Consider the following 12,071-nt stretch of genomic DNA (forward strand, 5'->3'; position numbering starts at 1 on the left):
TGAAAATTAAGGTAAGCGAGGAAACACACCACACCATAAACGGAGGCAAATAATGCTGGGTAATATGAATGTTTTTATGGCCGTACTGGGAATAATTTTATTTTCTGGTTTTCTGGCCGCGTATTTCAGCCACAAATGGGATGACTAATGAACGGAGATAATCCCTCACCTAACCGGCCCCTTGTTACAACTGTGTACAAGGGGCCTGATTTTTATGACGGCGAAAAAAAACCGCCAGTAAACCGGCGGTGAATGCTTGCATGGATAGATTTGTGTTTTGCTTTTACGCTAACAGGCATTTTCCTGCACTGATAACGGATCGTTGACACAGTAGCATCAGTTTTCTCAATGAATGTTAAACGGAGCTTAAACTCGGTTAATCACATTTTGTTCGTCAATAAACATGCAGCGATTCCTGCCGGTTTGCTTACCCTCATACATTGCCCTGTCCGCTCTTCCAATGACCACATCCAGAGGCTCTTCAGGAAATGCGCGACTCACACCTGCTGTCACGGTAATGTTGATATGCCCTTCAGAATGTGTGATGGCATGGTTATCGACTAACTGGCAAATTCTGACACCTGCACGACATGCTTCTTCATCATTAGCCGCTTTGACAATAATGATAAATTCTTCGCCCCCGTAGCGATAAACCGTTTCGTAATCACGCGTCCAACTGGCTAAGTAAGTTGCCAGGGTGCGTAATACTACATCGCCGATTAAATGCCCGTAGGTATCATTAACCAATTTAAATCGGTCAATATCCAACAACATTAAATAAAGATTCAGAGGCTCAGCGTTGCGTAACTGATGATCAAAGGATTCATCAAGAACCCGACGCCCCGGCAATCCCGTCAAAACATCCATATTGCTACGGATCGTCAGTAAATAAATTTTGTAATCGGTTAATGCCGCAGTAAAAGAAAGTAACCCTTCCTGAAAAGCGTCGAAATGCGCGTCCTGCCAGTGATTTTCAACAATAGCCAGCATTAATTCCCGACCACAGTTATGCATATGTTGATGGGCAGAATCCATTAGCCGAACGTAAGGTAATTCATCGTTATCGAGTGGCCCCAGATGATCAATCCACCGACCAAACTGGCACAGTCCATAAGAATGGTTATCCGTTATTTCTGGCTTACTGGCATCTCTCGCGACCACGCTGTGAAACATACTTACCAGCCACTGGTAGTGGGCATCGATAGCCTTATTGAGATTTAACAAGATGGCATCAATTTCCGTTGTCTTCTTGATCATTGCCACTCCTTTTTCACAGTTCCTTGTGCGCGCTATTCTAACGAGAGAAAAGCAAAATTACGTCAATATTTTCATAGAAATCCGAAGTTATGAGTCATCTCTGAGATAACATTGTGATTTAAAACAAAATCAGCGGATAAAAAAGTGTTTAATTCTGTAAATTAAGCCTGCATTATCGCAATTAAAAGGATGACAAATAGCATAACCCAATACCCTAATGGCCCAGTAGTTCAGGCCATCAGGCTAATTTATTTTTATTTCTGCAAATGAGTGACCCGAACGACGGCCGGCGCGCTTTTCTTATCCAGACTGCCGCTAATGTTGATCATCTGGTCCGGCTGAACTTCTCGTCCATCAAAGACTGCCGCAGGAATAACAACATTAATTTCACCGCTCTTATCGCGAAAAACGTAACGGTCCTCTCCTTTGTGAGAAATCAAATTACCGCGTAGTGAAACCGAAGCGCCATCATGCATGGTTTTTGCGAAATCAACGGTCATTTTTTTTGCATCATCGGTTCCGCGATAGCCATCTTCTATTGCATGAGGCGGCGGTGGCGCTGCATCCTGTTTTAAACCGCCCTGGTCATCTGCCAACGCATAAGGCATGACAAGAAAACTTGCTAATACAATGGCCTGAAATTTCATACTGACTCCTTAATTGCGTTTGGTTTGACTTATTAAGTCTGGTTGCTATTTTTATAATTGACAAATAAGAATACTGCCAATTGTTATAAGGCATTTAAAATCAGCCAACTAGCTGTCAAACATTCAGAGAATTTAACTCACTAAAGTTAAGAAGATTGAAGAGTCTTAAACATATTTTCAGAATAATCGGATTTATATGTTTGAAAATTATTATATTGGACGAGCATACAGAAAAAGCAAATCACCTTTACATATAATAGCGTGGACAAAAAACAGTGAACATTAATAAAGATAAAATTGTACAACTCGCAGATACCGACACTATTGAAAACCTGACATCCGCGTTGAGTCAAAGACTTATCGCGGATCAATTACGCTTAACTACCGCCGAATCATGCACCGGCGGTAAGTTGGCTAGCGCCCTGTGTGCAGCTGAAGATACACCCAAATTTTACGGTGCAGGATTTGTTACTTTCACCGATCAGGCAAAGATGAAAATCCTCAGCGTAAGCCAGCAATCTCTTGAACGATATTCTGCGGTGAGTGAGAAAGTGGCAGCAGAAATGGCAACCGGTGCCATAGAGCGTGCGGATGCTGATGTCAGTATTGCCATTACCGGCTACGGCGGACCGGAGGGCGGTGAAGATGGTACGCCAGCGGGTACCGTCTGGTTCGCGTGGCATATTAAAGGCCAGAACTACACTGCGGTTATGCATTTTGCTGGCGACTGCGAAACGGTATTAGCATTAGCGGTGAGATTTGCCCTCGCCCAGCTGCTGCAATTACTGCTATAACGAGGCTGGTCTGGCGATAAATCCAGGCCAGCCATTGGTTGTGTTTATACGTTCAAGCCACGATGTTGCAGCATCGGCATAATCTGAGGTGCCTTACCGCGCCATTGTCGATACAGGCGTTCCAGATCTTCGCTGTTACCTCTGGAAAGAATCGCCTCGCGAAAACGCCTCCCATTTTCACGCGTTAATCCGCCCTGCTCAACAAACCACTGGTAACCATCATCGGCCAACATTTGCGTCCACAGATAAGCGTAATAACCTGCGGCATATCCGCCCCCAAAAATATGGGCGAAATAACTGCTGCGATAGCGTGGCGGTATAGCAGGAAGATCCATATTTTCCGCCACCAGCGCCCGCAATTCGAAATCATCGACATCCTGCATTGCTTCGTTTTCTTCCAGGCAATGCCAGCGCATATCGAGAAGTGCGGCGCTAAGCAGTTCGCTCATCTCATACCCTTTGTTGAACAGGCTGGCTTTACGCATTTTCTGTTGCAGTTCGTCAGGCATTGCTGCCCCGCTCTGATAATGCCGGGCGTAGCGAGCGAATACCTGCGGATACGTTGCCCAGTGTTCGTTGATTTGCGATGGAAATTCGACAAAATCACGCGGCGTGTTGGTACCGGAAAGCGTGGCATAACGCTGGCGGGCAAAAAGGCCGTGCAGCGTATGACCAAATTCATGGAATAAGGTTATCACATCATCCCAGAGTAACAACGCAGGTTCACCGGCAGCGGGTTTCTGATAATTGCAGACGTTATAAATTACCGGATGCGTTTCATTCAGCGTTGATTGCTCAACAAAATTGCCCATCCATGCACCGCCGCTTTTTGAATCACGGGCGAAGAAATCACCGTAAAATAACGCCAGCCCCACGCCATTATGATCAAAAATTTCCCACACACGAACGTCAGGATGGTAGACAGGAATATCAAAACGTTCGACAAACTTAATACCGAAGAGCTGATTCGCGGTCCAGAATACACCTTCATTCAACACCGTGTTTAATTCAAAATATGGCTTGAGCTGCGCCTCATCAAGATCAAATTTCTCCCGCCGTACCTGTTCGGCATAAAATGCCCAGTCCCACGGCTGCACGCTAAACCCGCCCTGCTGCTTATCGATAACCGCCTGTATGGAGGCTAATTCATCGCTCGCACGTTGACGCGCCGCTGGAACAATTTCCCGCATAAAGTTAAGTGCTGCTTCAGGTGTTTTTGCCATCTGATCGGCGATTTTCCATGCAGCATAATGAGGGAAACCAAGCAGTTTTGCCTGCTGCGCGCGGATCTCCACAAGCCGTTGAATAATGGCACGGGTATCGTTAGCGTCATTTTTTTCTGCCCGCGTCCAGCCCGCAGTGAATAGTTTTTCACGCGTCGCGCGATCGCGCAGTTCAGCAAGCGCCGGTTGCTGGGTGGTATTCAGCAGCGGAATAAGCCATTTGTTATCCAGACCTTTCTCGCGAGCCGCCTCTGCCGCCAGCGCAATCTCCTGTTCGCTCATCCCAGCCAGTTGCGCAATATCGTCCAGAACCAGACCGCCGGATTTATTTGCCGCAAGTAACCGCTGGTTAAACTGGCTGGTCAGGGTCGCAGCTTCTGTATTAAGAACTTTTAATTTTGCTTTATCAGCTTGTGCAAGTTTGGCTCCGGCAAGGACAAAACGTTGATGAATAACCTCCACCAGGCGAATGGATTCACTATCAAGCCCCTCGGATTCACGGCGCTGCCAGACAGCATCTACTCGCGCGAATAATTCACCGTTCAGATAGATATCATTAGCCAGTTCTGCCAGTTCAGCGGAAAACTGCTCATCAAGACGCTGTAATTCATCATTGGTATGCGCCGCAGTCATCGCAAAAAAAACGCTGGTGACGCGGGTCAGCAGTTCCCCACTCTGCTCCAGTGCCAGAATAGTATTGTTGAAATCAGGTGTTTGCGGGTTGAGCGCAATGGCGGCAATTTCGGCCCGCTTTTGCTGCATTCCCTCATCAAATGCCGGTCGATAGTGATGATTGGCAATTTGATCAAAATGGGGAGCCAGATACGGCAGTGTGCTTTGCACAAGGAAAGGATTCATTGTTGTCATTTTCTTCTCCTGAACGCTAGGTGTTCCATAGCGTAGGCTTACTGATAACGGAGTGCAATCTTGCAAACCAGTATTACCCGCTCTTAAGCATCACGTGCTATGTTATTGACACACAAAAGCGTTGAGGAACAGTGAGATGATCGTTTTAGTAACTGGAGCAACGGCAGGTTTTGGTGAATGCATTACTCGTCGTTTTATTCAACAAGGGCATAAAGTTATCGCCACTGGCCGTCGCCAGGAGCGGTTGCAGGAGTTAAAAGACGAACTGGGTGATAATCTGTATATCGCCCAACTGGACGTTCGTAATCGCGCCGCTATTGAAGAGATGCTGGCATCGCTTCCTGCCGAGTGGTGCAATATTGATATCCTGGTAAACAATGCCGGTCTGGCGCTGGGCATGGAGCCTGCGCATAAAGCCAGCGTTGAAGACTGGGAAACGATGATTGATACCAACAACAAAGGCCTGGTATATATGACGCGGGCCGTCTTACCGGGTATGGTTGAACGTAATCATGGTCATATCATTAACATTGGCTCCACGGCAGGCAGCTGGCCGTATGCTGGTGGTAACGTTTATGGTGCGACGAAAGCGTTTGTTCGTCAGTTCAGCCTTAATCTACGCACAGATCTGCACGGTACGGCAGTACGTGTCACAGACATCGAACCGGGACTGGTGGGTGGCACCGAGTTTTCTAATGTCCGCTTTAAAGGTGATGACGGTAAAGCCGAAAAAACCTATCAAAACACAGTTGCATTGACGCCAGAAGATGTCAGCGAAGCCGTCTGGTGGGTGTCAACGCTGCCTGCTCACGTCAATATCAATACCCTGGAAATGATGCCGGTTACCCAAAGCTATGCCGGACTGAATGTCCACCGTCAGTAATTTTTATACCCGGCGTAACTGCCGGGTTATTGCTTGTCACAAAAAAGTGGTAGACTCATGCAGTTAACTCACTCACAAGCAAGAACGAATGACCGTCGAAACGCAACTTAATCCCACACAGCCTGTCAATCAGCAGATTTATCGTATTCTTCGCCGCGACATTGTCCATTGCCTGATTGCACCAGGCACACCGTTGTCGGAAAAAGAAGTTTCTGTTCGTTTCAATGTGTCACGCCAGCCGGTTCGTGAAGCCTTTATTAAACTGGCGGAAAACGGCCTGATTCAAATTCGTCCGCAGCGTGGCAGCTACGTCAACAAAATTTCCATGGCCCAGGTGCACAACGGCAGTTTTATCCGTCAGGCCATTGAGTGCGCGGTGGCGCGTCGGGCGGCGAGCATGATTACCGAAAGCCAGTGCTACCAACTGGAACAAAATCTTCACCAGCAACGCATTGCCATTGAGCGCAAGCAACTGGATGATTTTTTTGAACTTGATGACAACTTCCATCAACTCCTGACGCAGATTGCCGACTGTCAACTGGCGTGGGATACCATTGAGAACCTGAAAGCGACCGTTGATCGCGTGCGCTATATGAGTTTCGACCACGTTTCTCCACCAGAAATGCTGTTACGCCAGCATCTTGAGATTTTCTCTGCCCTGCAAAAACGTGATGGCGATGCGGTAGAACGTGCAATGACGCAACATTTGCAGGAAATCAGCGAATCCGTGCGCCAGATCCGCCAGGAAAACAGCGACTGGTTTAGCGAAGAGTAATTCATTTCCTCTCATCCCATCCGGGGTGAGAGTTTTTCCCTCCGTCATATGGCTCATGCATGCATCAAAAAAGATGTGAGCTTGATCAAAAACAAAAAATATTTCACTCGACAGGAGTATTTATATTGCGCCCGTTACGTGGGCTTCGACTGTAAATCAGAAAGGAGAAAACACCTATGACGACCTACGATCGTAACCGTAACGCAATCACCACTGGCAGCCGTGTTATGGTTAGCGGCACCGGTCACACTGGCAAAATCCTGTCGATTGATACTGAAGGTCTGACCGCTGAGCAAATCCGCCGCGGAAAAACCGTCGTTGTTGAAGGTTGTGAAGAGAAACTGGCGCCTCTGGACCTGATTCGTCTCGGCATGAACTAAGCGTGTGAATGCCGCCGATGGCGGCATTGCTTTTTTTACTTCACGGAATATTTCGCCACGGTCGCTTTCGCGCCATGCGCTAATAAAGACAAGTACGCTTCCGTTACTTTTGTCGTAAACAAACTATTGCCTGGTAAATCATCACCAAAGATCGCCTTAATCGCCAGCAATGACTGGACGCGCGCTGTCCCTTCAGCACTACTTTGTACTGCCTTCTGAATAACAGGTAACAGTGGGTCACTGATTTCTATCGGATTTCCCTGTTCATCAACACCACCGACATAACGCATCCAACCCGCGACGCCCAGCGCCAACAGATCGAACGAGCTGCCCTGTTTTAGATGCCAGCGAATGGAATCCAGCATACGCTGCGGCAATTTCTGACTGCCATCCATCGCAATCTGCCAGGTTCGATGGCGTAACGCTGGATTACTGTAGCGTTCAATTAGTCGATCCGCATAATTTTGCAGATCCACGCCCTGCACTTTCAGCGTCGGCGCCTGTTCCTGCAACATCAAGGCATGTGCCGCACGGCGATAATTTTCATCTTCCATGCAGTCATTAATGTGCTGATATCCCGCAAGATATCCCAGATACGCCAGGAATGAATGACTGCCGTTGAGCATGCGCAACTTCATCTCTTCATAAGGCAGCACATCACTAACCAGTTCGGCTCCCGCTTTTTCCCATTCCGGACGTCCGGCAACAAAGTTATCTTCTATTACCCACTGGCGGAAAGGTTCACAGGCAACGCCAGCAGGATCGCGCACACCGGTAAGTTGTTCGATTTTCGCCAGCGTATCCTCTGTCACTGCGGGCACAATACGGTCCACCATTGTTGATGGGAAAGTCACGTTTTCTTCGATCCATTGTGCCAGTTTTACATCAACAGCTTGCGCGTAGGAAGTGACAACGTCACGCATAACATGACCGTTTTCTGGCATGTTGTCACATGACATTACGGTAAATGCGGGAAGTCCTGCCGCTTTACGGCGAGCCAGCGCCTCAACAATCACCCCTGTTGCAGTTTTCGGCTGGTGGGGATTTTGCACGTCGGCAACGACCATCGGGTGATCGAGCATTAACTGTCCGGTCGCCGGAGAGTGGAAATACCCTTTTTCGGTGATTGTCAGAGAGACAATCGCGATTTGCGGTTCACACATCGCAGCCAGCACGGTTTCTAAGCCATCTATTTGTATGTGCAAGGCTTTTTTAACGACGCCAACGACGCGAGCCGTCCACGCATCGGCCGACATTTCCGCAACGGTATAAAGATTATCTTGCTGTTGTAAATCGGCAATTTGCTGTTCGCCGCCGATTAAGTTGACCTCATAATATCCCCAGTCACTGTAATGTTCCGAAGCAAGAATATCGGCATACACGCCCTGATGCGCACGGTGAAATGCACCAAAGCCTAAATGAACAATTCTTGGGGCCAGGTTATTACGATCATAAACAGGGAGCGTCGCTTTTGCTGATAACAAATGAATTCCCATGATTCCATATCCTAATTATCAATAGTGTTCTTGGACAGATACAATTCTGTTTCATGCATTTAACAATAAAATACTTTTACTCTTCATGAAAAAAAACATCAAGGTGGCAGATGCCACCTTGAATAGCTTACATTAATGTTTTGCCCACTCCTGATATTCTGATTTTAATTTTTGAGGTGCTGTTTCTGGCATCAGAATCAAACCGCCGATAGAGATAATGCCAAGAACAATTACATAAATAGCCATACCATAATAATGACCACCGGTAACCTGAAGGATTTTCACTGCAACCAATCCCAATACTCCGCTACCTATTAATGAACCTAATTGCCATATTAAAGCAATGCCACTACAGCGAATATGGGTTGGGAATAATTCAGGAAAAAATGATGCCTGTGGTGCATAACACATGCTATGCCCAAAACTAATAACAATAATCATTACCAACTGCGTTAGCCAGAAGTTATCTTGATTGATTGCCAAAAAGAAAGGAATAATCATGATAACTTGTAATCCAGCCCCTATAATATAAACAGGTTTACGACCAATCTTGTCGCATAACGCCCCCATTAAAGGAATGGAGAACACTTCTATAATGACAGCGACAATCATCGTCTCCATTAAAATATTAGCATCCAGATTATTAGCTTTCCCATAAGCTAATACAATTACGGTAAACATCGCGAATGTACAGGCTTCAATCAGTTTTGCACAAACACCTTTTGCTACAATACCTGGATAATCACGTACAACTTCAATTAGAGGGCGAGATTCCTCTGCTTTTGTTTCCCTAATTTGAGCAAATACAGGAGATTCATCAATTTTTAAACGAATAAACAAACCTACGATTACAAGTAACAGACTCAATAAAAATGGAATACGCCAACCATAGTCCATCATCGCCTCAGGGGTTAACGTCGCATTGAGTATTGCGAATAATGCCATTGGAAGTAAAAAGCCTACAGGAGCACCAATCTGAACCCAACTGGCAAAAAAACCACGGCGTTTGGGTTCAGCATATTCAGCCGTCATCAACACAGCACCTGCCTGTTCGCCTCCAACCCCAAAACCTTGTAAGACTCTTATAAATATTAATAATGCTGGAGCCCATATACCGATCTCTTCATAAGTTGGTAGTAACCCAATACAAAAAGTACCTAATCCAACAATTAAGATCGTTATAACTAACGCTTTTTTCCTTCCGACTTTATCACCTATATGCCCAAATACAATTCCCCCAAGAGGTCGAGCCAGAAAACCAACAGCATATGTGGCAAACGCAGCCAGTGTACTAATTAAAGGATCATCACTAGGGAAAAATAAATGACCAAAAAATAATACTGCCGCTGTGCCATAAGCAAAAAAATCGTAGTATTCAGCAGCTGTACCAATCGATGAGGCCGACGCAACACGCCGAACGACGGATGTATTCTTGATTTCATTATTTATATCGACGGAACTAACCATAAAAATCTACCTTTGTAGGATTGAGGAATAATCAACATCCATGTTGTTTGTTTTTAACCTTACCAGTTCCACAGCGTGCCATCTTCCAGACGTGCGACTGGCAGATAAGCAGGTTCATAGGGATATTTCGCCGCCAGCTTTTCATCGAATTCGATGCCAAGACCCGGTTTGTCTCCCGGATGCATATAGCCGTTATCGAAAGTCCAGTTGTGCGGGAAGACTTCAAGCATTTGTTCGGAATAACCCATGTATTCCTGGACACCGAAATTGGGGACCCACAGATCAAAGTGCAGCGCCGCAGCCATGCAGACTGGTGACAAATCGGAAGGACCGTGTGAGCCAGTACGTACCTGATACAACGAAGCAAAATCGGCAATCCGGCGCATACCGGTAATTCCGCCTGCATGGGTCAGCGTGGTGCGGATATAATCGATAAGTTGCTCTTCAATCAGTTGCTTGCAGTCCCAGATGCTGTTGAAGACTTCACCCACCGCGATGGGTGTGACGGTATGTTGGCGAATGAGACGGAAGCATTCCTGGTTTTCCGCAGGCGTCGGGTCTTCCATCCAGAACATGCGATAATCTTCAATGCTTTTACCAAAGCGCGCCGCTTCAATAGGCGTTAAGCGATGGTGCATGTCATGCAGCAAATGTTCATTAAAACCAAACTTGTTACGTACCGCGTCAAACAATTTCGGCATGAAATCGAGGTATTTCTCCGTCGACCACAGCTGCTCTTCCGGCCACTGTCCTTTGGTTGCGGGTTCATAAGCCAGACCTTTGCCTTTCGACATGCCGTAGGTGGTTTTCATACCAGGGATTCCGCACTGCACGCGGATGGCTTTGAATCCCAGCTCCTGATGACGGGCATAATCATCCAGAGCTTCATCAATACTGTGACCGGTGGTATGGCAATAAACCATCACCCCTTCACGAGACGCGCCGCCGAGTAACTGGTAAAGCGGCATGTTGGCAGCTTTGGCTTTAATATCCCACAACGCCATATCAACCGCTGAAATGGCCGACATCGTCACCGGACCGCGACGCCAGTAAGCACCTTTATAGAAAAACTGCCAGATATCTTCGATACGCTGTGCATCGCGACCAATAAGCTGCGGACAAAGGTGATCCTGCAAATAAGAGGCCACGGAAAGCTCACGTCCATTGAGGGTGGCATCCCCAAGGCCCGTAATACCGTCCTCAGTGGTGATTTTTAATGTGACGAAATTACGCCCCGGACAGGTAACAAAAACTTCAGCCTTTACGATCTTCATGTTCGATTCCTTGCATCGCTTGTCGTGATGCATGAAATCTACGCAACTGAGCTACTACCATACAAGTATGAAGATCGAAAAAAGCCGGAGTGATCACAAAAAAAGACGTATATTTGCGCCGTGAATGGTTGACAAAAGATGAAATAGAATACCTTTTGTCAGCTGACACTTCCTTGTATCTTATTGATAAAATGGATTTATGTCCTTACGCGCGCCCCCAGCCCGCAACAATGATCAACATGCCGAAAAGCGCAATCAACGCCCCCGTCCAGTCATAAAGACTCAGTTTCACGCCATCCACAACGCGCAGCCAAATCAACGCCGTGCAGACATAAACGCCACCATAAGCCGCGTAAACACGCCCACTCGCCGCAGGATGCAACGTTAACAACCAGACAAACAGTGCCAGAGAAATCCCCGCCGGAAGCAACAGCCAGATACTGGAGTTTCGTTTTAACCACAACCAGGGCAGAAAGCATCCAATAATTTCACACAGCGCAGTAGCAAAAAATAGTAACGTTGTTTTAATCATCTTTGTCACTTATTGACATCATGTATAGTTATAGGACGACATAATATCATCAATATAAACATCCTCCTGGTACGTTTTGCGTTCGCAGTGGATGGTGTAGAATCACCTTTAATCATTCATACAGGGAATGAATTATGAAAATTACTCTCAGCAAACGAATTGGCCTGCTCGCTTTTCTGCTGCCTTGCACACTGGCATTGAGCACAACTGTTCATGCCGAAACTAACAAACTGGTGATTGAGTCTGGCGACAGTGCACAAAGCCGCCAGCACGCCGCTATGGAAAAAGAGCAATGGAATGACACGCGCAATCTGCGCCAGAAAGTGAATAAACGCACTGAAAAAGAGTGGGATAAAGCCGACGCCGCTTTTGATAACCGCGATAAATGTGAGCAAAGCGCCAACATCAATGCCTACTGGGAGCCAAATACTTTGCGCTGCCTGGACCGTCGAACTGGCCGCGTTATTACCCCCTAA

General features: G+C 46.7%; 14 protein-coding genes. 7 read left to right on the plus strand and 7 right to left on the minus strand.

What is annotated here, in order from left to right:
• Positions 1–52 precede the first annotated feature (52 nt).
• Both mgtS and mgtT read left to right on the plus strand, forming a co-directional pair.
• Positions 53–148, plus strand: a complete 96-nt coding sequence (gene mgtS, locus QUF14_RS09700) for a protein MgtS (protein ID WP_000901367.1) — start codon at positions 53–55, stop codon at positions 146–148.
• Positions 148–252, plus strand: a complete 105-nt coding sequence (gene mgtT / locus QUF14_RS09705) for a hypothetical protein (RefSeq protein ID WP_212734532.1) — start codon at positions 148–150, stop codon at positions 250–252. The genes mgtS and mgtT overlap by 1 nt, the downstream gene beginning before the upstream one ends.
• Before the next feature lie 114 nt (positions 253–366).
• Here the strand turns inward: mgtT and dgcZ are convergent, their stop codons facing one another.
• The gene (dgcZ, locus tag QUF14_RS09710; protein WP_000592814.1) at positions 367–1,257 is read right to left on the minus strand and encodes a diguanylate cyclase DgcZ; all 891 of its coding nucleotides are present in this window, start codon (positions 1,255–1,257) and stop codon (positions 367–369) included.
• Positions 1,258–1,511: 254 nt separating this feature from the next.
• Entirely contained in the window at positions 1,512–1,904 is a 393-nt protein-coding gene (gene ydeI / locus QUF14_RS09715) for a YdeI family stress tolerance OB fold protein (RefSeq protein WP_000671737.1), read from the minus strand.
• A 275-nt stretch (positions 1,905–2,179) separates the two neighbouring features.
• Here ydeI and QUF14_RS09720 point away from each other — a divergent pair, with 275 nt between their 5' ends.
• A complete protein-coding gene (locus QUF14_RS09720; protein ID WP_001024558.1) occupies positions 2,180–2,698 on the plus strand; it encodes a 2-oxo-tetronate isomerase in 519 nt (172 codons plus the stop codon).
• A 44-nt stretch (positions 2,699–2,742) separates the two neighbouring features.
• On the opposite strand, the gene dcp is transcribed toward QUF14_RS09720, so the two are convergent.
• The gene (gene dcp, locus QUF14_RS09725) at positions 2,743–4,788 is read right to left on the minus strand and encodes a peptidyl-dipeptidase Dcp (RefSeq protein ID WP_024212154.1); all 2,046 of its coding nucleotides are present in this window, start codon (positions 4,786–4,788) and stop codon (positions 2,743–2,745) included.
• A gap of 136 nt (positions 4,789–4,924) precedes the next feature.
• On the opposite strand from dcp, the gene ydfG reads away from it, so the two are divergent.
• From ydfG to ydfZ, 3 genes are all read left to right on the plus strand, one after another.
• A complete protein-coding gene (ydfG, locus tag QUF14_RS09730) occupies positions 4,925–5,671 on the plus strand; it encodes a bifunctional NADP-dependent 3-hydroxy acid dehydrogenase/3-hydroxypropionate dehydrogenase YdfG (protein WP_000636571.1) in 747 nt (248 codons plus the stop codon).
• Positions 5,672–5,759: 88 nt separating this feature from the next.
• Positions 5,760–6,446 (plus strand): DNA-binding transcriptional regulator rspR, encoded by a 687-nt coding sequence (gene rspR / locus QUF14_RS09735; protein ID WP_000215540.1) that lies wholly within the window; start codon positions 5,760–5,762, stop codon positions 6,444–6,446.
• 176 nt (positions 6,447–6,622) lie between these two features.
• Positions 6,623–6,826 (plus strand): putative selenium delivery protein YdfZ, encoded by a 204-nt coding sequence (gene ydfZ / locus QUF14_RS09740; protein ID WP_000214712.1) that lies wholly within the window; start codon positions 6,623–6,625, stop codon positions 6,824–6,826.
• Positions 6,827–6,861: 35 nt separating this feature from the next.
• Here the strand turns inward: ydfZ and QUF14_RS09745 are convergent, their stop codons facing one another.
• The 4 genes from QUF14_RS09745 to QUF14_RS09760 form a co-directional block, all read right to left on the minus strand.
• Positions 6,862–8,322 carry a mannitol dehydrogenase family protein gene (locus tag QUF14_RS09745; protein WP_100733775.1) on the minus strand — a complete coding sequence of 487 codons (1,461 nt, stop codon included), beginning with the start codon at positions 8,320–8,322 and terminating at the stop codon, positions 6,862–6,864.
• A gap of 132 nt (positions 8,323–8,454) precedes the next feature.
• Positions 8,455–9,789 (minus strand): MFS transporter, encoded by a 1,335-nt coding sequence (locus tag QUF14_RS09750; RefSeq protein WP_000255061.1) that lies wholly within the window; start codon positions 9,787–9,789, stop codon positions 8,455–8,457.
• A gap of 59 nt (positions 9,790–9,848) precedes the next feature.
• A complete protein-coding gene (rspA, locus tag QUF14_RS09755; protein ID WP_001354684.1) occupies positions 9,849–11,063 on the minus strand; it encodes a starvation-sensing protein RspA in 1,215 nt (404 codons plus the stop codon).
• Positions 11,064–11,268: 205 nt separating this feature from the next.
• On the minus strand, positions 11,269–11,595 hold the full coding sequence (locus QUF14_RS09760; protein WP_100733776.1) for a YnfA family protein: 327 nt from the start codon (positions 11,593–11,595) through the stop codon (positions 11,269–11,271).
• Between the two features lie 134 nt (positions 11,596–11,729).
• On the opposite strand from QUF14_RS09760, the gene QUF14_RS09765 reads away from it, so the two are divergent.
• Positions 11,730–12,071 carry a DUF1283 family protein gene (locus QUF14_RS09765; RefSeq protein WP_000705207.1) on the plus strand — a complete coding sequence of 114 codons (342 nt, stop codon included), beginning with the start codon at positions 11,730–11,732 and terminating at the stop codon, positions 12,069–12,071.

The organism is Escherichia sp. HH091_1A, from assembly GCF_030295175.1.
Taxonomy (GTDB): Bacteria; Pseudomonadota; Gammaproteobacteria; order Enterobacterales; family Enterobacteriaceae; genus Escherichia; species Escherichia coli_F.